The sequence below is a fragment of the Nonomuraea sp. CA-143628 genome (genome assembly GCF_050942315.1).
Classification (GTDB): domain Bacteria; phylum Actinomycetota; class Actinomycetes; order Streptosporangiales; family Streptosporangiaceae; genus Nonomuraea.
In genome coordinates, this window is the sequence record NZ_CP192072.1 from 8,410,429 (window position 1) to 8,433,135 (window position 22,707).

The window sequence follows — 22,707 nt, forward strand, 5'->3', positions numbered from 1 at the left end:
TGTGGACGCCCTGCTCACGGTAAGACGCTTGCCCTGCCGGGGAAACGGGCAGATGTTCTTCATCATGAAGAAGCTCATCAACTCGGCCGAATCCGCGGTTGACGACGCCTTGGCCGGGATGGCGGCCGCCCACCCGTCGCTGCGGATCCGCGACCGGGTGGTCTACCGCGCGTCGGGGCCGCGGGCAGGCAAGGTCGGGCTGGTCTCCGGCGGTGGCTCGGGGCACGAGCCGCTGCACGCCGGCTTCGTCGGCTACGGCATGCTCGACGCGGCCTGCCCTGGAGAGGTCTTGACCTCGCCCGTGCCCGACCAGATCGTCGAGGCGACCACGGCCGTCGACGGCGGCGCGGGCGTGCTGCACATCGTCAAGAACTACACCGGCGACGTGCTCAACTTCGAGATGGCCGCCGAGTTGTGCGAGGACGTCCAGGTCGCCGGCGTGCTCGTCGACGACGACGTGGCCGTCCAGGACTCCCTCTACACGGCGGGCCGCCGGGGCACCGGCGCGACGCTGTTCGTGGAGAAGATCGCCGGAGCGCTGGCCGAGGAGGGCGCGCCGCTGGCACAGGTGGCGAGCGTGGCGAGCGAGGTGAACGTGCGCAGCCGCTCCTTCGGCATCGCGCTCACCTCGTGTACGACGCCCGCGGCGGGCAAGCCGACGTTCGATCTGCCCGACACGCAGGTGGAGCTGGGCATCGGCATCCACGGCGAACCCGGCAGGATCCGGGCGCCGATGGCCTCGGCCCGCGAGCTGACCGAGATCGCCATGGACGCCATACACCGCGACCTGCCGCTGGAGGGTGACCTGCTCGTCCTGCTGAACGGCATGGGCGGCACACCCCTGATGGAGCTGTACGTGGCGTTCGCCGAGGTGGCGGCCGTCATCCGCGGCAAAGGGGCGCGGGTGGCGCGGTCACTGGTGGGCAACTACGTAACGAGTCTGGACATGCAAGGCTTCTCCGTGACGATCTGCCGGCTCGACGACACGTTGACGCGTCTGTGGGACGCGCCGGTCGAGACGCCGGGGCTGCGCTGGGGACGCTGATGGGCGCCCCCACGGACCCCGAGACGGGCGGCGGTTTCATGGACCCCGGCACGTTGACCACGGCCTTCTTCGTCGCCTGGTTGGAGGAGGTGGCCGAGCAGGTCCGGGTGCATCGCGAGCGACTGACGGCCCTGGACGCGGCGATCGGCGACGCCGACCACGGCGCGAACCTCGACCGCGGCTTCACCGAGGTCCTCAAGGCGCTGGCCGACTCCCCACCGACCGCGCCGGGCCAGGTGCTGGTGTCCGCGGGCACGACACTGATCCGCCGCGTCGGGGGTGCTTCCGGGCCGCTGTACGGGTCGGCGTTCCGGGCCATGGGCAAGGCGATGGAGGCGCCGGTGACGCAGGCCGGGTTCGCGGCGGCGTTCGAGGCCGGGGTGGTCGCGGTCGAGCGGCTGGGCAAGGCGGCTCCGGGCGACAAGACCATGGTGGACGCGCTGGCCCCGGCGTCGCTGGCCCTGGAGCTGGCCGTACGGGATGGGGTGGGGGTTCGGGAGGCGTTCGAGCTGGCGGCGCGCGCGGCCGAGGAGGGGGCGCGGGCCACGATCCCCATGCTTGCCCGTAAGGGCAGGGCCAGTTACCTGGGCGAGCGCAGCGTCGGGCACGAGGATCCGGGGGCGGCGTCGTCGGCGCTCATCGTCGCCTGCCTGGTCACTGTGAGCTCGTGATGGTGGGCATCGTGCTGGTTGCCCACAGCGCCGGGCTGGCGGAGGAGGCGGCCGCGCTCGTCCGCGGCATCGCCGGTACGGGCGCGCTGGTGGCGGCGGCGGGCGGCACCGAGGACGGCGGGGTGGGCACGAGCCTCGACCTGATCGAGCGGGCGCTCACAGCGGTCGACCAGGGCGACGGGGTGGTGCTCGTGCCCGACCTGGGCAGCTCGGTGCTGACGGCCCGGCTGCTGGCCGAGCCCGGCCGGGTGGTGGTGGCCGACGTGCCGTTCGTGGAGGGGGCGATCGCGGCGGCCGTCACGGCGGGTGCGGGCGCGCCCCTGGCGGCCGTTCTCGCGGCCGCCGAGGAGGCCCGCACCGTCCGCAAGCTCAGCGACTCCTGAGCCCGCTCAGTGGCCCTTGAACGCCTCTTCCAGCCACCACGAGCCGTGCTTCCCGGCGACCTTGGCGTGGACCAGCAGCGGCCGGTCCCTGGGGCCTTTCAGCCACTCGGCCACCCCGGCCAGGTCGCCAGGCCCCGTGACCGTCACGGCCGCGAAGCCGTAGCCGGTGGCGATCGCGGCGAAGTCGGCGGGCGGGAACCTGACCGTGCCGAGCGGGTGCCCGTGCGGGCCGAAGTGGTGCACCTCGGCGCCGTACGCCTCGTCGTCGTAGACCACGACCACCATCGGCAGCCCGAGCCGTACGACGGTGTCGAGTTCGGCGATGCCCATCAGCGCCCCGCCGTCGCCCAGCGCGGCCACCGGCAGCCGGTCGGGCCGGGCGAGCGCGGCGCCGATCGCGGTCGCCAGCCCGAGCCCGATCGACTGGAACGCCTGCGTGAAGCAGAACCCCCGCTCGTCGGGCACGTCGAGGAACATGGCCGGGTACCCCATGAAGTTGCCGGAGTCGACCGCCACGATCCGCTCCCCCGGCAGCAGGTCGTCGAGCCCGATCGTGAGCGTCCTGGGGTCGATCAGCCCGTCGCCGCCCTCGTCGTCGTAGGGCACGGCCTGCCACCGGCCCTCGGCCCGGATCCGCGCGGCGACCTCCGCCGACCGATACCCGCGCCCGGCGTCTCTGGCCGGACCACGAGCGTCCCCGGTCGGCGCGAGGGCGTGGAGGACCGTGCGTGCCGTGGCGGCCGTGTCGCCGACCAGGCCGAGGGTGATCGGCCGGTGGACCCCCAGGGCGCTCTCGTCGAGGTCCACCTGGACGAGCCTGGTGCGCTCGCCGATCAGCCGTCCGTGACGAGTGGTCCACATGTTGAGGGCGCACCCCCAGGCCACGATGAGGTCGGCGTCGAGGATCAGCTCGGCGGCGAGCGGTGTGGCGAAGCCGCCGCTCACATCCAGGTCCCAGGGGTTGCCACGGAACAGGCCCTTGGCGACGGCGGAGGTGGCGAGCAGCGCACCCGTGGCGTCGGCCAGCTCCTCCAGCTCGGCCCTGGCGTGCCTGGCGCCGCGCCCGGCGACGAACACCGGCCGCCGCGCCTCCGCCAGCAGCCGGACCAGCGCGTCGAGTTCCACGGCCGACGGCGTACTGAGCGACTCCGCGCCCGGCAGTGTCCCAGGCGGCTCCGCGCCCGACAACGTCCCAGGCGACCCCACAGCCGACGGCGTCGCGTGCGACTCGCCGATGAGGCCGGGCCACTCGACGAGCTCCTGCTGCACGTCGAGCGGCAGGTTGAGCACCACCGTGCGCCGGTCGCGGGCCGCCGTACGGTAGGCCGACAGCGTGTCCTCGACCGCCCGGCCCGCGGTGACGCGGAGCGACACCGCGCCGACCGACGCCGCCAGCGCGTCCTGGTCGATGTGGAAGTTGGACCGTACGTCCGTCGCCTCGCCGGTGAGCACGATCAGCGGGGTACGGCTCTTGGCCGCCTCGGCGATCCCCGTCACGGCGTTGGTCAGGCCGGGCCCCTGGTGGACGGAGACGATCCCGACCTTGCCGCTCATCCTGGCGTACGCGTCGGCCATCGTGGTGGCGCCGCCCTCGTGGCGGGCGGCGACGAAGCGTACGCCGTGTGCCACGAGGGCGTTGGTGACGTGGAAGTTGCCGCTGCCCACCACGCCGAACGCGGTGTCGACCCCGGCCTCGGCCAGCACCCGCCCGACGGCCTCGGCGACGATCATCTCTCGAGCTTATGGTCGCGGCCGCTTCGGAGCTCGTTGGCTCGTTCCTCGCTCTCTCCCTCCGAGCTCCTCCGCTCCACCAGAGCCAGTACCCGCACAGGGCTTCCGGAGCCGCCCACGATCGGCAGCGGCGGGGCCAGGACGACGGCGCCGGTCACCGGGAGGCGGTCGAGGTTGCGCAGCTGGGTCAGGCCGTACTTGCCCGCCCCCAGCAGGAACGAGTGGCACGGGAAGGGCGGGTCGAAGGAGTGGGCGGTGCCCGCGTCGGTGCCGACGGTCTCGACGCCGAGCCCGAGGATGGGCGTCTCGTTGGCCAGCCAGTTCGCGCATTCGACGGAGATGCCGGGGGTGTGCGGGCCGGTCTCGTCGGCGTTCAGGAAGGTGGCCTGGTCGGCGGACCTGGCGTCCCAGCCGGTGCGGTAGAGGAGCCAGCCGCCGTCGGGCAGCGGGCCGTTGGCGCGCTCCCACTCCTTGACGTGGTCGATCTGGAGCAGGAAGTCGGGGTCCTTCTCCGCCTCCGACGCCAGGTCGAGCACGACGGCGGGCGCCAGCAGGCTGGACGGGGGCACCTGGGAGACGTCCTGGCCCTCGCGGCCGGTCACCCAGTGGATCGGCGCGTCGAAGTGGGTGCCGGTGTGCTCGCCGGTGTGGATGTCGTTCCAGTACCAGGCGGGGCCGCGGTCGTCGTAGCGGCTGATCTCCTCCAGCCGGAACGGGATCGTGTTACCGAACGGCTCGGGCAGTTGGAGGATCGGCGTCTCCGGCGACAGGGGCGAGGTGAGATCGATCACCTCGATGGCGCCACCGCGCAGGCTCTCCACCAGGCTCCGCAAGATCGACATGTCATCCTCCTTGATGGGCTGGCTGCATCCTCCTATATCGGCCCGCCCGGCTCCAAGCACGTCAGGCCTTGGTCCATGGGGCGCAGCCGCCCGTCTGGAGCGCCTTGTCGGTGGCCAGGATCGTCACGGTGGCGGGGCCCTTCGGCATGTCCGCCGCGATCACGTCGCTCATCTGGGCGGACGTGCTCTTCATGCGGGCCCAGTAGCACGTGTCCGTGGCGGTCGCGGGACCCGTCGTACGGTAGGTGCCGGGCTGGATGTCCACGCCCACGATGAGCGTCCGCATGCCGCCGACCGCGCCCGGCGGCCCGGCCGAGCCCACGGGAGCGGCCGTCCCCGTCGGCGCGGCCGTGCCTGCCGGGGCGGATGTCCCCGCCGGCGCGGACGCGGTCGGGCCGGACGTGACAGTGCCGGGCGGGGCCACCGGAGCCGACGTGACAGTGCCCGCCGGGGCTGACGGATCCGGTGTGGCGGCACCCGCCGGGGCCGACGGGTCCGTCCCCTGGTCCGCGGGCGGGGTCGAGTCGCCGATCGTCATCGTCACCGGAGGCGTCTCGGCGGGCGCGGCCGTCGCCGCCCCCGAGTCGAGCCCGGTGAAGTACCCGAGCAGGAACCCGAGTAAGCAGGTCAGCCCGGAAACGAGCACGATGATGGTCGGACTGCTCGTCGCCCGGGGATATTCCGGAGACGGAGGGTATTCGGGAGGAGGCCCGTACATCACGGGGACAAGCGTCCCATCCGTGTCAACGGTGGAGGTAGTCGACCAGCGACGCCTTCTCCGTCTCCAGCTCCTCGATCGCGCTCTTGACCACGTCACCGATGCTCACGATGCCGACCAGCCGCCCGTCCTCGACGACGGGCATGTGCCGGAACCGGTGGGTGGTCATGGTCCTGCGCAGCTCTTCGACGTTGTCGTGCGGGCCGACCGTGCGTACTTCCGAAGTCATGATCGCGGAGACGGGCTGGTCGAGCACGGCCGCGCCGCGGTCGTGCAGGCGGCGGACCACGTCGCGCTCGGACACGATGCCCGTGATCGTCACGCCGTCGGCGGAGACCACGACGGCGCCGATGTTGTGCTCGGCGAGCTTGGTCAGGAGTTCGCGGACCGTGGCTTCCGGAGCCACGGTCATCACCGCGCTTCCCTTGCCGCGTAGGATTGTCCCGATGAGCATCTGAACCACCTCGGCTCTCAGTTACCCCGGGTGGCTCCGGCTAAGCGCTCCACCCGTGTGCCTTTCAGGCAAGCAAGCAGGTAGGGGCATCGTCAAGCGTTCCCGTAGGCTGCATGCCGTACATGGAGCTTGTGAAACAGGATGCGTGATGACAGAGCCGCTCAATACCGGCAGCCACGATCTGCCCGTCACCGCGGCGCTGACCGCGTTCATGCGCACGGGCTGGGCCGACACCCGGCGCACCGACGTGGCGGCGCTGCCGATCGCGCCCTGGGCGGCCAGGCGCCGCGCCGCGCTCGCCGCCCGCTTTCCCGGTGAGCGGCTCGTCGTGCCGTCGGGGACGCTGAAGGTGCGCAGCAACGACAGCGACTACCGCTTCCGGCCGCACAGCGCGTTCTCCTATCTGACGGGCGCGGGCGAGCCGGGCGACGTGCTGGTCATCGAGCCGTCGGGCGAGGCCACTCTGTACCTCAGGCCGCGCTCGCCGCGCGAGGACGGCGAGGAGTTCTACCGCGACAGGCGTTATGGGGAGTTCTGGGTGGGGCGGCGGCCCGACCTGGAGGAGGCGGCCGAGCTCTACCAGATCGGCTGCGCCCACATCCGCGAGCTGTCGCTGACCAGGCCCGCCAGGGTGCTGGGCGGCGTGGACGCGGCGGTCGACGCGCTGCTGCCGGGCGACGCGGAGTTCGAGAGCTTCCTGTCGGAGATGCGGCTGATCAAGGACGCGTGGGAGATCGGCGAGCTGCAGTCGGCGGTCGACGCCACCGCGCGCGGCTTCGAAGACGTCGTACGCGCGCTGCCCGCCGCGCTCGGGCACCCTCGGGGCGAGCGCTATCTGGAGGGCGTGTTCGGGCTCCGTTCGCGCCTGGAGGGCAACGCGGCCGGCTACGACAGCATCGTGGCTTCGGGCGCGCACGCGTGCGTGCTGCACTGGATCCGCAACGACGGCCGCCTCGACCCGAGCGACCTCCTGCTGCTGGACGCGGGCGTCGAGTCCGACACCCTCTACACGGCCGACATCACCCGGACGCTGCCGCTGTCCGGCCGTTTCAGCCCTGTGCAGCGGCAAGCGTACGAGCTGGTGTACGAGGCGCAGACGGCCGGGATCGCCGCGCTCAAGCCCGGTGCCCGCTTCCGCGACTTCCACCTGGCGGCGATGCGCGTCATCAGCGAGGGCCTGCACGACTGGGGCCTGCTGCGCGACTCGCCGGACGCGCTGATGGAGTCGGGCCTGTACCGCCGGTACACGCTCTGCAGCAGCGGCCACATGCTCGGCCTGGACGTGCACGACTGCGCCCGCGCGCGCTCGGAGGTCTACCTGGACGGGGTCCTGGAGGAGGGCCAGGTGCTCACCGTCGAGCCGGGTCTCTACCTGCAGCCCGACGATCTCACCCTGCCGGCGGAGTTCCGGGGGCTGGGCATCCGGATCGAGGACGACCTGGTGATCACCGCCGACGGCGCCCGCCTGATGTCGGCCGCCCTGCCGCGTCACCCCGCCGAGGTCGAATCCTGGATGGGTGACCTGCTGAGCTGAAACGGTTACGAGGTGATCACGTTTCGTGGCGGGCTGACAACCTGTGACCTGGGTCTCATACCTTTTCCTCAAATTCCAGCGAAAGCATCGACTTACTAGACGGACCGTCAGTAGGGTTACTGCTTCCGTAGTCGGCTGGTTCCACGAGGTGGTCAGTTGTCCGGATACGTTGGCCGCAAGGCTGTGTCCGTGCTCGGCCAGGTGGGTGACCTCTTCGTCATCGTCCTGGAGGGATTGCGCCGCAGCTGGGACGTCCGGAGCTGGTGGTGGGAGTTCGTCGACCAGTGCTGGTTCCTGGCCCGCGTGACCAGCGTGCCGGTGCTGCTCGTCTCCTTACCTCTCGGCGCCACCGTGGCGTTGCAGGTGGGTGACCTGGCCTGGCAGCTCGGCGCGGCGTCCGCCACCGGCAGCGCCGTGTTCGTCGGGCTCATCCGGGAGGTCGCGCCGCTGGCCAGCGCCCTGTTGATCGCCGGAGCCGGCGGCAGCGCGATGACCTCCGACATCGGCGCCCGGCACATCCGCGACGAGCTGAGCGCCATGGAGGTGATGTCGGTCAACCCGATCCACCGCCTGGTCACGCCGCGCATGTGGGCGGCCAGCACGGTCGCGGTCTGCCTGTGCCCGCTGGTCATCCTGGCCGGGGCCAGCGGCGGCTACTTCTTCAACGTGGTCGTCCAGGGCGTGACCTCCGGCGCCTACTTCGACGGCGCGCTGTCGCTCGTGGTGGGCTCCGACCTGTACGTGACGCTGTTCAAGGCGTGGATCTTCGGCTTCATCGCCGCGGCCGTCGCCTGCTACAAGGGCATGACCTGCGCCACCAGCCCCGTCGGTGTGGGCCGGGCGGTCAACCAGTCGACGGTGGTCACGTTCATGCTGGTGTTCGCGTTCAACTACGTGATCTCCGCCGTCTACTTCCTCGCCTACCCGCCGAAGGCGCTGTGATGGTCTCGCGTACGGCCGGCCTCAGGCTCGCCGCCGGCGGGCGCGAATGGGCCGAGCGGTTCGCGACCCTGGCCAACTGGCCGCTGTTCGTGTGGAAGGTGCTGTTCTACTCCGTCCGCGACGTGATCCTCCGGCTGAAGTACTTCAAGGTCGTCATCCGACAGGTCAGCGACGTGGTCGTGGGCGTCGGCGCGACCGTCATCGGCGGCGGCATGATCTTCGTGGTGTTCACCATGGCCTTCGTCGTGGGCGCGACCGTGGGCCTGCAGGGCTACCAGGGGCTGCAGGCGATCGGCGCCGAGTCGTTCATGGGCCTGGTCGGCAGCTTCGCCAACGTACGCGAGATCACCCCGATCATCGCCGCGACCGCGCTGGCCGCGCAGGTCGGCTCGTCGTTCACCGCCGAGCTCGGCGCGATGCGGATCTCCGAGGAGATCGACGCGCTGGAGGTGATGGGCATCAACGCCTTCACCTACCTGATCTGCACCCGGGTGGTGGCGGCGCTGCTGGCGCTGGTGCCGATCTATCTGATCGCGTTGTTCGCCAGTTTCTTCGCCACCCGGCTGATGAGCACGGTCCTGTTCGGGCTGGCGCCGGGCGTCTACGACTACTACTTCTACCTGTACCTGCCGGTCAGCGACATCGTGTTCAGTGTGACCAAGGTGGCCGTGTTCGCCTTCACCGTCGTCGTCATCCACTGCTACTACGGCTTCTACGCCACCGGCGGCCCGGTCGGCGTGGGGGTGGCGGCGGGCCGCGCGATCCGTCAGTCGATCGTCACGATCGTCCTGCTCAACCTGCTGCTGTCGTACCTGTTCTGGGGTAACGGCGGCAGCGTGAAGCTGACGGGGTGAATGAATGGGACGCGACGAGTTCTCCCTGCCCGTTCGCGCGGGCATCGCGCTCGCGCTCATCGTGGTGCTCGCGGCGACGACGATCTTCATCGTACGGACCGCGTCGGAGATCAGCGGCACCAGGATCGACGCCGTCTTCGCCCGCGCCGGTCAGGGCCTGGACACCCAGTCCCCGGTCAAGATCCGCGGCATCACGGTCGGCGACGTGACGAAGGTTTCCCTCGACGCCAAGGGCAAGGCCGTGGTGAGCATGGCCATCGAGCCCGGCGTCCGGCTGCCCCGCACCACCGTCGCGGCCATCGAGCCGTCGTCGGTGTTCGGGCCCAAGTTCGTCGACCTCAAGCTCGGCGCGGGCGAGACCACCGGCCCCTACCTGGCCGGCGGCGCGGTCATCACCCAGAGCGAGCAGGCCCTCGACCTGTCCGACACGCTCGGCGCCGCCTACCGGGGCCTGGACGCCGTGGACCCGCGTGAGGTCACCGTCATCGTGCACACGCTGGCCCAGGGGCTCGACGGCGAGGGGAAGCGGCTGCGCGAGCTCATCGACGACGCGGGCACGGTCGTCGATGTCGCGCACCGGCAGCGCGCGCGGGCCAGGCAGTTCCTGCATGACACGGCCGGGCTCTCCACCGCGCTGTCCGACAAGGGCGACGAGCTGATCTCGATCTCCTCCGACGTCAACGTCATCACCCCCGACCTGCTGGAGCGGGCCGACAAGGTGCGGGTGCTGCTCCAGGAGGTCACCTCGGTCTCCGACCTGGGCGCGCACGGGCTGCGCAAGCACCGGCAGGACCTGCGGGCGGCCGTCCACTCGGGCGAGCGGGTGGCCTCGCTCATCTACGCCCAGCTCGGCCTGGCCGGTGACGGCGTACGCGGCCTGAACCGGCTGGTGGACCTGCTGAACAAGCTGATCGAGGCGCCGGGCCCCGGCGGCGCCCGGCAACTGCAGGTGGAGGCGTTCCTCTCGAGCGACATCTGCGAACTCGTCGTCGGCTCCTGCGGCCCCACCGACGGGAGGGACTGACGTGGCGCTGTCCAGAGAACGCGTGGCCCGCCGGTGGACGCTGCTGCGCGTGATGCTGTTCGTCGGCGTGACGGTGACGCTGATCGTGGTGATCAGCGTGCAGATCGCCCGGGTCAGCACCGGCGGCGGATACCAATTGATCGCGACATTTGATGATGTGTCGGGGTTGCGGGAGGGCGACCAGGTGAAGATCGCCGGAGCGCCCGTGGGACAGGTCGACACGATCAAGGTGGTGAACGGCCGCGCCGAGATCACCATGGAGGTCCAGGACGCCATCAGGGTGCCGTCGGACACCGAGGCCGCGATCAGGTGGCGCAACGCGGTCGGCCAGCGGGTCGTCTATCTGCTCCCCGGCACCGCGCCGGGCCGGCTGGCCCCCGGCTCGCGGATCGTCCGCACGTCGTCCGTGGTCGACATCGGCCGGCTGGTGAGCGACCTCGGCCCGCTGACCCGCAGCCTGGACCCGGACCAGATCAACCAGCTGCTCACCGCCGCCGCCAGGTCCCTGAAGGGCAACGACAAGAACATCCCCCGGCTGCTCGACAACGTCAACGCCATCACCGGCACGATCAACGAACGCAAGCAGACGATCCAGCGGCTGCTCAAGGACTACGCCACCGTCACCGGCGTGGTCGCCCAGCGCGACAAGCAGATCGAGCAGCTCGTCGACAACCTGGTCACCCTCTCCGAGGCGTTCGCCGGCAACCGCAAGCTGATCGACGACGCGATCGTGCAGCTCTCGACCACCGTCCACACCTCCGACCAGGTGCTCGGCAAGAACGCCGACGAGCTGGGCGCGCTGGTCGACAACCTCTCCGGGCTGACCGGCGGCATCAGGCGGCACGTGAACGCGATCGACAAGACGATCGGCACCTTCCAGCCGCTGCTGGCCCGCGCCTACTCCAGCGTCGATCGCGGCCACTACTTCATCACCGCGGTCCCGTGCCTGGCGCTGAGCGCCGCGCCCTGCCCGTACCCGATGAAGACGCCGCCCCCATTGCGCGGCAGCACGCGGATCCAGAGCTCCAAGGACCTGCAGAAGCTCATGGTCGGTGAGTGATGGCGCTCAAGTCCTTCCGCGACCGCAACAAGATCGTCGTCGGCCTGATCTCGCTGACGGTGATCGGCGCGGTCCTGGTGGCCACCTTCCTCGTCGGCAGCCTCGGGCTGCTCGAAGGCGGCTACTACATGTCCGGCACGTTCGTGGACTCCGGCGGCCTGCGCACCGGCAACGACGTGCGGGTCGCGGGCGTGCGCGTCGGCAAGGTGACCGAGGTGCGGCCCGACTACGGCCAGGGCAACGTGGTCGTCACCTGGAAGGTCGACACCGACGTACGGCTCGGCCGCGCCACCCGGGCCGACATCACGCTGTCCAACCTGCTCGGCGGCCGCTACGTCAAGCTGTCGGGCCCGGTCACCGCCCCGTACGTCGACCAGCTCCCCGAAGCCCAGCGCCGGATCCCGGTGACGCGGACAGGCGTCCCCACGCTGATCAACGACGCCATCAAGGACGCCACCCACCTGGTCCAGAAGCTCGACACCAAGGCCGTGGACGACCTGCTCACCCAGCTGGGCAAGGTCGACATCAGCAAGCGCGGCCGGATCACCAAGCTGCTGAAGAACATCGGCGACCTGTCCGACACCATCAGCCAGAGCGAACCCCAGCTGCAGAAGCTCCTCGACAACGGCACCAAGATCATGAACGTCCTGGAGCGCAAGGACAAACAGCTCGGCCGGCTCATCGACGCCATCGAGGTCATGCTGAACGAACTGCGCTCGCGCCGCAACGAGCTGCGCGCGCTGCTCGGCGACGGCAGCGACCTCGTCCAGAGCACCACCCGGCTGATCAACGAGCACGAGAAGACGCTGGTCCAGGTCCTCGACGACACCGGCGCGATCACCACCAAGCTCAACAGCGGCAACAAGGAGTTCAACGCGCTCCTGGCGTGGGCCGGCCCGACGTTCTCCGGGCTGTCCACGATGGGCGGTCAAGGCCCGTGGCTCGAGGCCATAGCCACGGGCCTGGGCCCCATCGACCCGGAGGTGCTCGGCGCCATCGCCAAGGACAGGAAGAACGACCGATGACCCGTCTACTGGCGGCCCTGCTGGCCGGCACGCTGCTGGCGGCCAGTGGCGGGTGCACGGTGCTCGGCCCCGAGCCGTACCGGCTGACCGCGATCTTCAGCAAGGCGCCCTCGCTGTACGAGCAGGCGCGGGTGAAGGTGATGGGGCTCGACGCCGGATATGTGACGAGCATCCGGATCGACGGCGACAAGGTGCGCGTCGAGCTGTCGGTCGACCGGGAGGTGCCGCTGCCCGCGAACGTCAAGGCCGTGGTCGCGCCCCAGAACACCCTGGGCGAGCGCAACGTGGTCCTCTACCCGCCCTGGAAGCCCGGCGACCAGCGGATCGCCTCCGGCGCCACCATCCCCCTGGAGCGCACCGACCTGCCGGTGGAGATCGACGACGCGCTCGACGCGTTCACCAAGCTGACCGACGCGCTGGACTCCGACAAGCTGGGCGACGTCGCGAGCGACCTCGCCGGCGGCGTCAGGGGCCGCGGCAAGACGGTCAACAACGCGCTCGCCGACACCGCGCGGCTCACCGACACGCTGGCCAAACAGGACCAGCAGCTCATCGACCTGGCCAAGGGCCTGAACAAGCTGGCCACCAGCCTCAACAAGCGGCAGAGCCAGGTGACCGGCGCGATCGACTCCTTCGCCGAGGTCAGCGCCATCCTGGCCGAGGAGCGGCGGCGGCTGCGGACGTTCATCGCGGGCATGGCCGACTTCGTGCGCCGCGGCGACGTGATCATCGAAGCCTATTCCGAACGGCTCCCCCAGGCCGCCGGCACACTGGCCGAGCTGGTGCTGACGGTCCGGGCCAACAGCGCGTCGATGGCCCAGGCGATCAAGGGCGCGGCCGACTTCTCCGACATCCTGATCGACTCCTGGGACAAGAAACAGCACGTGCTGAAGATCCGCGTCGTGCTCAACGCGATGACCAGAGCCTGGCTGACCCCGCTGTTCGACGCCCTGAACCTCGGCAAGGTCCCGTGCCTGCCCGCCGGCCTCAGCAACTGCCCCTACCAGCAGGGGAAGAAGCAACGATGAAGGCACGTGTCCTGTCCGGGCTGCTCGCGCTGAGCATCACCGCGTCCTGCTCGCTCCAGACACTCGGCGCCACCGGCGGCGACCTGACCGTCAACGCCACCTTCGACGACGTCCAGAGCCTGGTCGCCGGGCACAGCGTGCAGATCTCCGACGTACGGGTGGGCACGGTGACCGGCATCCGGCTGCAGGGCTACCAGGCCAGGGTGACCATGTCGATCACGCCGGAACACCCGGTGCCCGAGGGCAGCACCGCGACGGTGGCCAAGACCTCGGTCCTGGGCGAGAACTACGTCCAGCTCACGCCGCCGCCGGGCAAGGACCTGTCCAAGGGCCCCTACCTCAAGAGCGGCGCCACGATCACCGACACCTCGGTCGAACCGGACATCGAGCAGGTCACCGCGAAAGCCGGGCCGCTCATCGAGGCGCTCGGCACGCAGGACGTCAACGCCATCCTCGACGCCGCCTCGACCGCGTTCGCCGGCAAGGGCGCCGACGTCAACAAGCTGATCAAGCAGACGGCCGAGGTGACCGACACCTACGCCGCCGCCCGCCAGGACATCGCCACCACCGTGGACGCCCTGGCCAAGCTGGGCGACCAGCTCGCCAAGGGCAGCAAGGAGCTGGACCGGCTGCCCGGCACACTGGCGGCGGCCACGGCCCGGATCGCGCACGGCCGCAAGCACGTGAAGACGGCCATCATCGCGCTGACCGACCTGGCCAAGGAGGCCAACCTCACGGTCTACCCGCGGCACGCCGCCCGGCTGCGCACGCTGCTGCGCGAGCTCGACGCGATCACCTCCTCGATGCTGCGCGGCAAGGAGGACCTGAAGGCGCTGGTGGCCAAGCTGCAGGCGTTCATCGACACGCCGCCGATCACGGTCAACGGCCAGGTGCTGATCTACGTGTGGCTGAAGGGCCTGCTGGCGCCGCGCCACAAAGGACTCCTGCCGAACGGCAAGACGGGCCTGCTGCCGGACGGCAAGACGGGTCTGCTGCCCAACCGTGTGACGGACTTCCGCCTGCTCTGGGAGCCACCGAAATGAGGAACCGTCCGCTCTGGGGGCCGCCGCGATGAGGAACCGCCGCATCTACCTGAACCTCGGTTTCTTCGTCGTCCTCGGCATCGTGATGACGGTCTGGGCGTTCAGCACGATCATCAAGCTCGACGCGATCACCCAGCCCTACCGGGTGTCGGCGGAGTTCGTCTCCTCCCCCGGTCTGATCCGCGGTTTCGATGTCGCCTACCTGGGCGTCCGGGTGGGGAAGGTCGGGGACGTACGGCTGGCGCCCGGCAAGATCGTCGTGGGCCTGGACATCGACAAGGAGGTCCGGCTGCCGAAGGCCGCCACGGCCGAGGTACGGCGCAAGTCCGCGGTCGGCGAGCCGTACGTGGAGCTGTCGCCGCCCGCGACCGGCGTGAACGGCCCGACGCTCGCGGCCGGCGACGTGATCCCGCTGTCCAAGACCACGGTGCCGCTGGACTACCGCAAGCTGTTCGAGGGCGTCGGCAAGCTGCTGTCCGCCGTGCCGCCCAAGGACGCCAAGACGATCACGCACGAGCTGGCGGTGGCGCTGGACGGCCGGTCGTCGTCGATCAGGGACATCATCGAGGACGCGCACGACCTGACCGGCACGCTGGCCGACAACTCCCAGGTGCTCGACGACCTGTCCGTGCAGCTCACCCAGCTCACCCACACGCTGGCGGGCAGGAAGGACAAGCTGGCTTCCGGCATCACGGACCTGAGCACGGTGACGGCCACGCTGCGCGACTCGCGTACCGACCTCGACGCCTTCCTGGACCAGGGACCGGGCGTGTTCGGGCAGCTCGACCAGGCCATCAAGCGGGCCAGACCGGGCCTGTCGTGCCTGCTGACCGCGGCGGGCCTGCCGCACAAACCGGTGTTCTCCGCCGAGACCGAGCGGAACGTGCACCACCTGCTGAGCATCGTGCCGACCGCGCTGAGCCTGGCGGACGACATCAGCGTTAGGGAGGGCAACACGGTGTACGGCAAGGCGTCGTTCATCTTCAGCGTCCCGGGCGGCCCGCGACCGGCGGAGGAGTACGCGGGCCCGGTCGGCCCGCCCACCGTGCCCCGCCTGCGCGCCTGCCCCGACCGCGCAACGGCCGGACCGGTCCGTACGGAAGACGCCGCCGACCACCCCCGGAACGACACAGGCACAGACGCGGAGCAGACCAGGCGGCCGGAAGCCCAGGCCACCGCACAGCCCGAGCGGACCCCGGAGGCGGCGGGCGCGAAGTCACCCGCCGCGGCTTCCGGGCCCGCGTCCCGTACCCCGGTGGACGCCGCTCCGCTGATCGCCGCGATCTTCCTCGCGGTGGCGGCGAGTGGTGGCATCTTGGGGTGGATCGCGGTGGGCCGGGCCGCCCGCCGCCGTGATGAGGAGAACTCATGACCACCAAGCAGGACCTCGCGGAGGACCAGCAGAGCGCCGCGGAGGAGGCCACAGCGGCAGAAGCACCGACCACCTCGGACACCGACGCCTCGGACGGCGTCCCCTCCGACACTGGTGCCTTGGACGGTGGTGGGGTGGTCGCCGCTGGGCGGTCGGGGCTGGGGCGTGGCCGGGTCCTGGTGGCGGCGGTGGCCCTGCTGGTCGCCGCGCTGGCCGCCACGGCGGCGCTGCAGTGGGTCTCCGCGAGCCAGGCCCGCGACTCGCTGGCCCGGCTGGAGAGCGAGCGGGCCCTGCGGCTGGAGGTCTCGGGCGCGGCGAGCTCGTTCGGCAAGGCGCTGCTCAGCTACGACTACCAGGACCTCCAGGCCACCCGCGCCACGCTGACGGCCCAGGCCACCGGCGACTTCCTGGCCACCTACGACGAGGCGTTCGGCGGCGCGATGGCCCAGGTCATCGTCAAGCTCAAGGCCGTCTCGCAGGCGAACGTCCGCGAGGTCTACCTCTCGGACGTCGACGAGGCCACCGCGCACGCCATCGTCGTGGTCGACCAGCAGGTGAACACCTCGGAGGCGATACGCTCGGTCAAGGACTCCCATCTGAAGATCAGTCTGGTCAAGGAGAAGGGCGTCTGGAAGGTCCAGGACGTGACCGTGCTCGGCGCGGCCAAAGAGGACCAATACAACCTGGACAGCGGCACCAAGAAGAAGGACTGACCGATCGGCCCCGTGGCGATGGGTGGGCGCCCCGACGAGGTGCTCGCCCCAGAAGACTGGCTGACCGACGTCGAGCGGGCGCGCGCCGCCCGGTTCGCGTTCGAGCCCGACCGCCGCTCGTTCACGGCGGCCCACCTGCTCGTACGCCTCTGCGCCGCGGCGGTGCTCGACACCGACCCGGCCGGGCTGACCCTGTTACAGCACTGCGAGATACACGGCCCCGGCCACGGCCGCCCGTACATCGAGCAGGCCCCCTCCCTGGGCGTCAGCCTCAGCCACACGCGCGGCTACGTCTGCGCGGCGGCCGGTGCGGGCCGGGTGGGCATCGACGCCGAACGCGTGCCGCCGGGCCCGTTCGACCGGCTGCTCGCGGGCCGGGCGCTCACCGAGCGGGAGCTGGCGGCGGTCAGCACCAACGAAGAGCTGATCAGGCTCTGGACCCGCAAGGAGGCCCTGATCAAGCGCGGCGAGCTGACCATCGACGGGCTGCGGGCCACCGACGCCGACGTGACGGGCCGCCACCTGCTCGAATGGACCGCCGAGGGCGACATCGTAGTGGCCGTCATCACAGACTCACCAGCCGAGCAGCTGCCCCTGATCGCATAAACTGCGGGCATGTTCTACAGCAAGTCAGTCGAGGAGCGAATCGCCGACCGAATGGCCAAGCGCAAGCCGCTCGAAGAGGGCAAGACCTTCGAGCACGGGCCGGCCAAGTTCGTGTTCATCTCGCTGATCGTCGCCGTCGTGCTCATGCACGTCGTCGGCCTCGCCGTGGTCATGGCCCTGGACTAACGGCGCCGAGTGGGAGTCGGATCCAGGAACACCTGGGAGATGCCGGGATAGCGCTCCCGCAGCCGGCGGTCCAACTCGTCGCAGGCGATCTCCACCCCCGCGGCCGTCGCGTCGTCCCGGAAGTCGATCTTCGCGGCCACCAGGAAGCGGCCCGGGCCCAGCATCATGGTCAGCAGCTCGACCACGTTCTCCACCTCAGGCTGCCCCGCCAGCACCGCGCGGATCTCCTCCTCGATGGGGCCCGGAGCGGACTGGCCGATCAGCAGCGACACGTTCGACCGGATCAGCGTGAGCGCGGCCACCAGCAGGAGCACGCCGATCGCGATCGACGCCGCGCCGTCCCACACCGGCGAGCCGGTCACCTGGTAGCCGAGCAGACCCAGCGCCGCGATCACCAGCCCGATCAGCGCGGCCGCGTCCTCGTACACGACGGCCTTCAGCGCGGTGTCCGAGGTGATCGAGACCAGCCGGAACGGGCTGACGTCATGCCTGCGGGCCTCCCTGCGCAGTTGCGCGAGCGCGTTGAGGAAGGACACGCCCTCGATCGCGAAGGAGAGGGCCAGCACGATGTACGACGGGGTGAGGTTGCCGAGCCGCTCGCCGTGGCTGATCTCGTGCACGCCATGGGTGATGGAGAAGCCCGCGCCACCGACCAGGGTCGCGACCGCCGCCATCATCGCCCAGAAGAAGCCCGCCTTGCCGTGCCCGAAGGGATGGCGCGAGTCGGCGGGCCGCCGGCCCCGGCGTACGGAGACCAGGAGCAGGAGCTCCGTCACCGTGTCCGCGGCCGAGTGGGCCGCCTCCGACAGCATCGCCGCCGAACCGCCGATCAGGCCCGCGATCAGCTTGGCCACCGCGATGGCCAGGTTCGCGCCGCCCGCGACCAGGACGGTGCCCAGACTCTCACCAGAGTTGTCCGCCACGACGGATCACTCTATGACGGACGTTACTCCCGGCGACGTGGTGGGCCACGTCCGGCGGCATGGTGGGCCGCGTCCGCCGGTCCGCCATAGAGCCTGCGGTGTCCCACGGACCGCGAGGTCACACGGACTGCGAGGCCGGCGTCTATGTGCGCTAGATTGGAGATCTTGACCTCCTCCCTCGCCTGAAGACGGGGGTATCCACGCTCGAGGAGTCTCGATGAGCGCGCCTCGCTGGCTCTCCCCCGCCGAGCAGCGTGCCTGGCGTACCCACCTGGCGCTGCACAAGCTGCTCATGCACCGGCTCGACCGCGAGCTGCAGGAGCACGCCCTGTCGGTGAACGACTACGAGATCCTGGTCAATCTCTCGGAGAGCCCCGACCACCGGATGCGGATGAGCGACCTGGCCGACGCGACCATCCAGTCGCGCAGCCGGCTGTCGCACCAGATCTCCCGTATGGAGGCCAAGGGACTCGTCGTCAGGGAGGACTGCCACGACGACCGGCGCGGCACGTTCGCGGTGCTCACGAGCGAGGGCTGGGCCACTATCGAGCGGGTCGCGCCTGATCACGTGACCAGTGTCCGGGAGCACTTCGTCGACCGGCTCACCGACGACCAGCTGGACGCGCTGGTGGCCGCCTACGAACCGATCGTCGAGCACCTGAAGAAGCTACGCTGACCGACCACGCCGACACCTAACCGATATGCCCGACGGCGCACGATCGTTCCGGGCGCTCGCTACGATCCGCTCATGCTTCGAAAGCTGCTGTTCGTCGTCGTCTTCGCGCTGGTGTCCGCCTGCTCATCGGGCGGCGGCGGAAGCGAGCTGCCCGCCGGGCCCGACCTGCTGAAGAAGTCCACCGAGGCCATGAAGGTGGTCAAGTCGGCCACCTTCTCCATCGCCACGGACGGCAAGCCCAAGGTGCCGGTGAAGAAGGCCGACGGCAGGCTGACGGCCGCCGGTGACGCCGACGGCACGATCACCATCGAGGTGCTGGGCAGCCTCCAGGAGATCACCTTCGCCCTGGTCGGCGACACCGTCCACTTCAAGGGCCCGACCGGCGGCTTCCAGAAGATGACCAGGAAGGACCTGGCGCAGCTCTACGACCCGTCGAAGATCCTCGACCCGTCCAAGGGCCTCGCGCAGCTGCTCGGCACGGCCACAGACCCGCGTGTGGAGGCCGAGGAGAGCGGCGCATACCGGGTGGCCACCGCGTTCTCCGGTCAGGTCCTCGGCACGCTCATCCCCGGCGTCACGCAGGGCGTCAACGGCAAGCTCTGGGTGGACAAGGCCACCACCCGGCTCACCAAGCTCGAACTGCCGCTGCAGGACGGCACGGTGACCGTGTCGCTGAGCGACTTCGACGCGCCGGTGACCATCACGCCGCCCGCCGCCGGATGAGGCGCGCCCGCCGGGTCGCGCTCGGCGTCGGCGGCGCGGTGGTGCTGCTGGCCGCCCTAGACGCGTACGTGGTCGTGACCGTCCTGCTCGACATCGCCACCGACGTGGGCATCCCCACCAACCGCCTGGAGCGGGCGACGCCGGTGGTCACCGGGTTCCTGCTCGGCTACATCGCCGCGATGCCGCTGCTCGGCCAGCTCTCCGACCGGTACGGCCGGCGGCCCCTCATCCACGCCTGCCTCGCGGCGTTCGCGCTCGGCTCGGTGCTGACCGCGCTGGCGTCCGGAGAGGTGATGGTGGTGGCGGGCCGGACGATCCAGGGGATCGCGGGAGGCGCGCTGCTGCCGATCACGATGGCGCTCATCGGCGACCTGTGGCACGAGCACGAGCGGCCGGTGGCACTCGGCGCGGTCGGCGCGGCGCAGGAGCTGGGCAGCGCGCTCGGCCCGCTGTACGGCGGAGTGCTGGCTCTGCTCCCGAGCACCACGGTGTTCGGGATCGAGCTGGGCGGCTGGCACGCGATCTTCTGGATCAACCTGCCGCTGGCGGCACTGGCCGCGGTGGCGGTCCACCTGACCGTCCCCTCGCCACGGGCTCAACGGGCCCTTTCCGGTTCCGCTCCCCTGGGTCGGACCCCGTCCAACCCTCTGGAGCAGACCGCGTCCGGAGCTGTGGAGCAGACCCGGTCCGAACACCCGGAGCAGACGTCTTCCGGGCTTTCGGGTGGGGCGTCCGCCGAGCTTTCAGGTGGGGCGTCCGCCGAGCTTCCGGGTCAGAGGTCCGCTGAGCTTTCTGGTCAGGCGTCGGCCGGGCGTGTGGACGGGGTCGGCGGCGCGTTGCTGGCCCTGAGCCTCGCCCTTCTGGTCGTGGGCCTGTACAACCCGGATCCCGCCACGACCGTGCTGCCGCCCTGGGGCCTGCCGGTGATCGCGGCCGGGGTCGTGGCCGGGGCGGCGTTCGTCTGGTGGGAGATCCGGTCGAAGGTCCGGCTGCTCGACCTGACGGGCACCCGCAAGGGACCGCTGCTGGCCACGCTCGGCGTCAGCTTCCTGACCGGGGCCGCGCTGCTGATCACCATGGTGTTCGTCCAGTTCACGGCACAGACGCTGCTCGACATGGAGACGTTGGACGCGGCGCTCGTGCTGGCCAGGTTCCTGATCGCGCTCCCGGTGGGCGCGCTGCTGGGCGGCCTGCTGGCCCGCCGGCTCGGCGACCGCGTGGTGGCGGTGGCTGGCCTGATCGTGGCCACGGCCGGGTACGGCGTGATGAGCCGCTGGCCGCTCGACCTGGCGAACGCCGGCCTGATGGTGGACCTCTCCCTCATCGTGGCCGGGCTGGGGCTGGGACTGGTCATCGCGCCCGTGTCGGCGGCGGTGCTCCGGGTGACGCCCGCCACGCAGCACGGGGTGGCCTCGGCGGCGGTGGTGGTCGCCAGGATGATGGGCATGCTGATCGGCATCGCGGGGGTGTCGGCTTGGGGTTTCCACCGGTTCCAGTCGCTGACCGCGGGCCTGGACACGCCGCTGCCGGTGGGGGTGGAACCGGCCGTGTACGCGAAGCAGCTGAGCGAGTACCTCGCGAAGGTGGATGCGGCGCTGCATCTGGAATACACGGAGATGTTCTTCGTCACGGCGCTGATCTGCCTTTTGGGCGCGGTGGTCGCCGCCTTCCTGCCCCGTGCCCGGTGAAAGCCGCCTTCCTGCCCCGAACCCGGTGAAAGCCGCCTGACCAACTCGGCCTCAGCCACTGCCTGAGACGAGGCGCTTGCCCAGCCGTTGCGCTGGAAGTTCCACGAAACGCCTTGTCATCGCGCTGGCCCCGAGCAGCAACGCCAGCACGCCGACCAGAACCGCCAGCCGTGAATACGGCGGCACAGCCAGCGGCTCGGGCCAGAATGACTCGACGCTTTCCAGGAGCAGCGGGTGGAGCACGTAGATCGAGTAGCTGACCAGTCCCAACCATGCCAGCACCCGTGGCACCGTCCGGTGCCGCAGTGCCATCCCGAGGACGAAGGTCGTCCAGGCCGCGACCGTGGCCGTCTGAACGCCGAGCTCATCACGCGCCAGCCAGACTCCGGCCAGCGGTACCAGCACCACCCAACCAGCTTGTCTCCAGGAGATCTCCCCCTGCTCGGCCCGATACAGCACCGTGCCGGCGAACATGGTGGCCAAGATCAGCATCCCCTGCCACGGGCCGGGATAGCTCTGATTGACCGCCAGCAGACCAAGCACGGTGACCCCGAGGACGACAGCGCCCGCGTACCGTATCCCGGCTGAGCCTCTGAGCACCGCGGCCAGTCCCACCGCCAGCAATCCGGTCACCACCAGCACGACCGTCAGCATCCGCCCCGATCCACCGGCCGACAGCAACGCGACCGGCAGCGCCCCCGCACCCAGTACGGCCGCCGCGGCGAAGCCGAGCGCGCCGGCGACACTCCGCCGATGCACGCCGAGGCTGAACATGGCGGTCAGCAGCAGGTAGAAGGCCATCTCGTAGGAAAGCGTCCACAGAACATTGACCACGTTCGGCACATACAGCAGGTTCTGCATCATCGTCAGATGACCCAACACCAGGGAGACCGGCCGCGAGCTCCACCAGATATGCGGGGCATCCCAGCCCACCGCCGCCAGTAACGCCATGCCTGCCACGCATACCCCGAACAGCGGATACAACCGGAAGAAACGAGAGATCCAGAAAGCCTGGATGCTGCCTCGCCGCTCCAGCGACGCCGGCACGATATAGCCGCTGACCAGGAAGAACACCATCACCCCGTACCAGCCGGGCTCGAAGGCCGCCTTGACCGCCGACTCCATCTCGGGCAGCAAGGGCCTCAAGGCATGCTCGAAGACCACCACCACAGCGGCTATGCCACGAAGTGCGTCGAGCCAGGCCAGGCGGCGCCCAGCCTGCCGCTGAGCCGCTGCCGGAAGAGTGAGCATCCGGCGATGCTAGCGATCGACTCCCTGGAACCGCACATTTATCGATAAGCGTCACGATCCGCCGCCGATGGATGATCCGCGTGCCTGACGGCTGTCGAACCATACGGAAGCCATGGCCCACCATGCGCACGTCACGGCGCCCGGCCCCGCCCACCGGAGGAGCGTGCCCCTGGAGGGGGCCCGGCCACGTATGGCGGGTGGGGCCCACCGGGCTT

General features: G+C 70.4%; 24 protein-coding genes. 18 read left to right on the forward strand and 6 right to left on the reverse strand.

Translation table 11 applies throughout. The features are described from left to right. Positions 1 to 64 precede the first annotated feature (64 nt). Genes dhaK through ACQP2T_RS38300 form a run of 3 tightly spaced genes read left to right on the forward strand, consistent with a single transcriptional unit; the run spans position 65 to position 2,099 of the window. Positions 65 to 1,045: a dihydroxyacetone kinase subunit DhaK gene (dhaK, locus tag ACQP2T_RS38290; RefSeq protein ID WP_433509772.1), complete on the forward strand. Its 981-nt coding sequence runs from the start codon at positions 65 to 67 to the stop codon at positions 1,043 to 1,045. After that, on the forward strand, positions 1,045 to 1,716 hold the full coding sequence (dhaL, locus tag ACQP2T_RS38295) for a dihydroxyacetone kinase subunit DhaL (RefSeq protein ID WP_433509773.1): 672 nt from the start codon (positions 1,045 to 1,047) through the stop codon (positions 1,714 to 1,716). The genes dhaK and dhaL overlap by 1 nt, the downstream gene beginning before the upstream one ends. Continuing rightward, entirely contained in the window at positions 1,716 to 2,099 is a 384-nt protein-coding gene (locus ACQP2T_RS38300; protein ID WP_433519883.1) for a PTS-dependent dihydroxyacetone kinase phosphotransferase subunit DhaM, read from the forward strand. The genes dhaL and ACQP2T_RS38300 overlap by 1 nt, the downstream gene beginning before the upstream one ends. A gap of 6 nt (positions 2,100 to 2,105) precedes the next feature. Here ACQP2T_RS38300 and ACQP2T_RS38305 read toward each other — a convergent pair whose 3' ends face one another. The 4 genes from ACQP2T_RS38305 to ACQP2T_RS38320 form a co-directional block, all read right to left on the reverse strand. Continuing rightward, complete coding sequence (locus tag ACQP2T_RS38305; RefSeq protein ID WP_433509774.1) at positions 2,106 to 3,830, reverse strand: thiamine pyrophosphate-binding protein; 1,725 nt, start codon at positions 3,828 to 3,830, stop codon at positions 2,106 to 2,108. After that, positions 3,827 to 4,672 carry a cyclase family protein gene (locus ACQP2T_RS38310; protein WP_433509775.1) on the reverse strand — a complete coding sequence of 282 codons (846 nt, stop codon included), beginning with the start codon at positions 4,670 to 4,672 and terminating at the stop codon, positions 3,827 to 3,829. The genes ACQP2T_RS38305 and ACQP2T_RS38310 overlap by 4 nt, the downstream gene beginning before the upstream one ends. A gap of 61 nt (positions 4,673 to 4,733) precedes the next feature. After that, complete coding sequence (locus ACQP2T_RS38315) at positions 4,734 to 5,318, reverse strand: hypothetical protein (protein WP_433509776.1); 585 nt, start codon at positions 5,316 to 5,318, stop codon at positions 4,734 to 4,736. Between the two features lie 97 nt (positions 5,319 to 5,415). After that, complete coding sequence (locus ACQP2T_RS38320) at positions 5,416 to 5,844, reverse strand: CBS domain-containing protein (RefSeq protein ID WP_433509777.1); 429 nt, start codon at positions 5,842 to 5,844, stop codon at positions 5,416 to 5,418. 148 nt (positions 5,845 to 5,992) lie between these two features. Between ACQP2T_RS38320 and ACQP2T_RS38325 the strand changes: the two genes are divergently transcribed. The 12 genes from ACQP2T_RS38325 (at position 5,993) to ACQP2T_RS38380 (ending at position 17,231) form a co-directional block, all read left to right on the forward strand. Then, a complete protein-coding gene (locus tag ACQP2T_RS38325; RefSeq protein ID WP_433509778.1) occupies positions 5,993 to 7,378 on the forward strand; it encodes an aminopeptidase P family protein in 1,386 nt (461 codons plus the stop codon). Positions 7,379 to 7,534: 156 nt separating this feature from the next. Then, the gene (locus tag ACQP2T_RS38330) at positions 7,535 to 8,320 is read left to right on the forward strand and encodes an MlaE family ABC transporter permease (protein WP_263655046.1); all 786 of its coding nucleotides are present in this window, start codon (positions 7,535 to 7,537) and stop codon (positions 8,318 to 8,320) included. Beyond that, positions 8,320 to 9,174 carry an ABC transporter permease gene (locus tag ACQP2T_RS38335; protein WP_433509779.1) on the forward strand — a complete coding sequence of 285 codons (855 nt, stop codon included), beginning with the start codon at positions 8,320 to 8,322 and terminating at the stop codon, positions 9,172 to 9,174. Before ACQP2T_RS38330 ends, ACQP2T_RS38335 begins: the two co-directional genes overlap by 1 nt. A gap of 4 nt (positions 9,175 to 9,178) precedes the next feature. Then, complete coding sequence (locus tag ACQP2T_RS38340; RefSeq protein ID WP_433509780.1) at positions 9,179 to 10,198, forward strand: MlaD family protein; 1,020 nt, start codon at positions 9,179 to 9,181, stop codon at positions 10,196 to 10,198. A gap of 1 nt (position 10,199) precedes the next feature. Then, positions 10,200 to 11,258 (forward strand): MCE family protein, encoded by a 1,059-nt coding sequence (locus tag ACQP2T_RS38345; protein WP_433509781.1) that lies wholly within the window; start codon positions 10,200 to 10,202, stop codon positions 11,256 to 11,258. Beyond that, on the forward strand, positions 11,258 to 12,283 hold the full coding sequence (locus ACQP2T_RS38350) for an MlaD family protein (protein ID WP_433519884.1): 1,026 nt from the start codon (positions 11,258 to 11,260) through the stop codon (positions 12,281 to 12,283). The genes ACQP2T_RS38345 and ACQP2T_RS38350 overlap by 1 nt, the downstream gene beginning before the upstream one ends. After that, positions 12,280 to 13,311: an MCE family protein gene (locus tag ACQP2T_RS38355; RefSeq protein ID WP_433509782.1), complete on the forward strand. Its 1,032-nt coding sequence runs from the start codon at positions 12,280 to 12,282 to the stop codon at positions 13,309 to 13,311. Before ACQP2T_RS38350 ends, ACQP2T_RS38355 begins: the two co-directional genes overlap by 4 nt. Beyond that, a complete protein-coding gene (locus ACQP2T_RS38360) occupies positions 13,308 to 14,354 on the forward strand; it encodes an MCE family protein (RefSeq protein ID WP_433509783.1) in 1,047 nt (348 codons plus the stop codon). The genes ACQP2T_RS38355 and ACQP2T_RS38360 overlap by 4 nt, the downstream gene beginning before the upstream one ends. A gap of 28 nt (positions 14,355 to 14,382) precedes the next feature. Continuing rightward, a complete protein-coding gene (locus ACQP2T_RS38365) occupies positions 14,383 to 15,726 on the forward strand; it encodes an MCE family protein (protein WP_433509784.1) in 1,344 nt (447 codons plus the stop codon). Next, complete coding sequence (locus ACQP2T_RS38370; RefSeq protein ID WP_433509785.1) at positions 15,723 to 16,439, forward strand: hypothetical protein; 717 nt, start codon at positions 15,723 to 15,725, stop codon at positions 16,437 to 16,439. The genes ACQP2T_RS38365 and ACQP2T_RS38370 overlap by 4 nt, the downstream gene beginning before the upstream one ends. Before the next feature lie 18 nt (positions 16,440 to 16,457). Then, complete coding sequence (locus tag ACQP2T_RS38375; protein ID WP_433519885.1) at positions 16,458 to 17,045, forward strand: 4'-phosphopantetheinyl transferase family protein; 588 nt, start codon at positions 16,458 to 16,460, stop codon at positions 17,043 to 17,045. Positions 17,046 to 17,054: 9 nt separating this feature from the next. Further along, positions 17,055 to 17,231, forward strand: coding sequence for a hypothetical protein (locus ACQP2T_RS38380; RefSeq protein WP_433509786.1), 177 nt, complete (start codon positions 17,055 to 17,057; stop codon positions 17,229 to 17,231). Here ACQP2T_RS38380 and ACQP2T_RS38385 read toward each other — a convergent pair. Continuing rightward, positions 17,228 to 18,154: a cation diffusion facilitator family transporter gene (locus tag ACQP2T_RS38385; protein ID WP_433509787.1), complete on the reverse strand. Its 927-nt coding sequence runs from the start codon at positions 18,152 to 18,154 to the stop codon at positions 17,228 to 17,230. The genes ACQP2T_RS38380 and ACQP2T_RS38385 overlap by 4 nt on opposite strands. 217 nt (positions 18,155 to 18,371) lie before the next feature. On the opposite strand from ACQP2T_RS38385, the gene ACQP2T_RS38390 reads away from it, so the two are divergent. The 3 genes from ACQP2T_RS38390 to ACQP2T_RS38400 all read left to right on the forward strand — a co-directional run bounded on the left by ACQP2T_RS38390 (position 18,372) and on the right by ACQP2T_RS38400 (position 21,241). Then, positions 18,372 to 18,830, forward strand: coding sequence for a MarR family winged helix-turn-helix transcriptional regulator (locus tag ACQP2T_RS38390; RefSeq protein WP_357639270.1), 459 nt, complete (start codon positions 18,372 to 18,374; stop codon positions 18,828 to 18,830). Between the two features lie 72 nt (positions 18,831 to 18,902). Then, a complete protein-coding gene (locus ACQP2T_RS38395) occupies positions 18,903 to 19,553 on the forward strand; it encodes an LppX_LprAFG lipoprotein (RefSeq protein ID WP_433509788.1) in 651 nt (216 codons plus the stop codon). Then, on the forward strand, positions 19,550 to 21,241 hold the full coding sequence (locus tag ACQP2T_RS38400; RefSeq protein WP_433509789.1) for an MFS transporter: 1,692 nt from the start codon (positions 19,550 to 19,552) through the stop codon (positions 21,239 to 21,241). Before ACQP2T_RS38395 ends, ACQP2T_RS38400 begins: the two co-directional genes overlap by 4 nt. Before the next feature lie 51 nt (positions 21,242 to 21,292). Here ACQP2T_RS38400 and ACQP2T_RS38405 read toward each other — a convergent pair whose 3' ends face one another. Beyond that, complete coding sequence (locus ACQP2T_RS38405; protein WP_433509790.1) at positions 21,293 to 22,492, reverse strand: acyltransferase family protein; 1,200 nt, start codon at positions 22,490 to 22,492, stop codon at positions 21,293 to 21,295. Positions 22,493 to 22,707: the final 215 nt, after the last annotated feature.

Coding starts and splice junctions, on each gene's coding strand:
- dhaK (WP_433509772.1), top strand. CDS start 65: ATGAAGAAGCTCATCAACTCGGCCGAATCCGCGGTTGACGACGCCTTG.
- dhaL (WP_433509773.1), top strand. CDS start 1,045: ATGGGCGCCCCCACGGACCCCGAGACGGGCGGCGGTTTCATGGACCCC.
- ACQP2T_RS38300 (WP_433519883.1), top strand. CDS start 1,716: ATGGTGGGCATCGTGCTGGTTGCCCACAGCGCCGGGCTGGCGGAGGAG.
- ACQP2T_RS38305 (WP_433509774.1), bottom strand. CDS start 3,830: ATGATCGTCGCCGAGGCCGTCGGGCGGGTGCTGGCCGAGGCCGGGGTC.
- ACQP2T_RS38310 (WP_433509775.1), bottom strand. CDS start 4,672: ATGTCGATCTTGCGGAGCCTGGTGGAGAGCCTGCGCGGTGGCGCCATC.
- ACQP2T_RS38320 (WP_433509777.1), bottom strand. CDS start 5,844: ATGCTCATCGGGACAATCCTACGCGGCAAGGGAAGCGCGGTGATGACC.
- ACQP2T_RS38325 (WP_433509778.1), top strand. CDS start 5,993: ATGACAGAGCCGCTCAATACCGGCAGCCACGATCTGCCCGTCACCGCG.
- ACQP2T_RS38335 (WP_433509779.1), top strand. CDS start 8,320: ATGGTCTCGCGTACGGCCGGCCTCAGGCTCGCCGCCGGCGGGCGCGAA.
- ACQP2T_RS38340 (WP_433509780.1), top strand. CDS start 9,179: ATGGGACGCGACGAGTTCTCCCTGCCCGTTCGCGCGGGCATCGCGCTC.
- ACQP2T_RS38350 (WP_433519884.1), top strand. CDS start 11,258: ATGGCGCTCAAGTCCTTCCGCGACCGCAACAAGATCGTCGTCGGCCTG.
- ACQP2T_RS38355 (WP_433509782.1), top strand. CDS start 12,280: ATGACCCGTCTACTGGCGGCCCTGCTGGCCGGCACGCTGCTGGCGGCC.
- ACQP2T_RS38360 (WP_433509783.1), top strand. CDS start 13,308: ATGAAGGCACGTGTCCTGTCCGGGCTGCTCGCGCTGAGCATCACCGCG.
- ACQP2T_RS38365 (WP_433509784.1), top strand. CDS start 14,383: ATGAGGAACCGCCGCATCTACCTGAACCTCGGTTTCTTCGTCGTCCTC.
- ACQP2T_RS38370 (WP_433509785.1), top strand. CDS start 15,723: ATGACCACCAAGCAGGACCTCGCGGAGGACCAGCAGAGCGCCGCGGAG.
- ACQP2T_RS38375 (WP_433519885.1), top strand. CDS start 16,458: ATGGGTGGGCGCCCCGACGAGGTGCTCGCCCCAGAAGACTGGCTGACC.
- ACQP2T_RS38380 (WP_433509786.1), top strand. CDS start 17,055: ATGTTCTACAGCAAGTCAGTCGAGGAGCGAATCGCCGACCGAATGGCC.
- ACQP2T_RS38390 (WP_357639270.1), top strand. CDS start 18,372: ATGAGCGCGCCTCGCTGGCTCTCCCCCGCCGAGCAGCGTGCCTGGCGT.
- ACQP2T_RS38395 (WP_433509788.1), top strand. CDS start 18,903: ATGCTTCGAAAGCTGCTGTTCGTCGTCGTCTTCGCGCTGGTGTCCGCC.
- ACQP2T_RS38400 (WP_433509789.1), top strand. CDS start 19,550: ATGAGGCGCGCCCGCCGGGTCGCGCTCGGCGTCGGCGGCGCGGTGGTG.
- ACQP2T_RS38405 (WP_433509790.1), bottom strand. CDS start 22,492: ATGCTCACTCTTCCGGCAGCGGCTCAGCGGCAGGCTGGGCGCCGCCTG.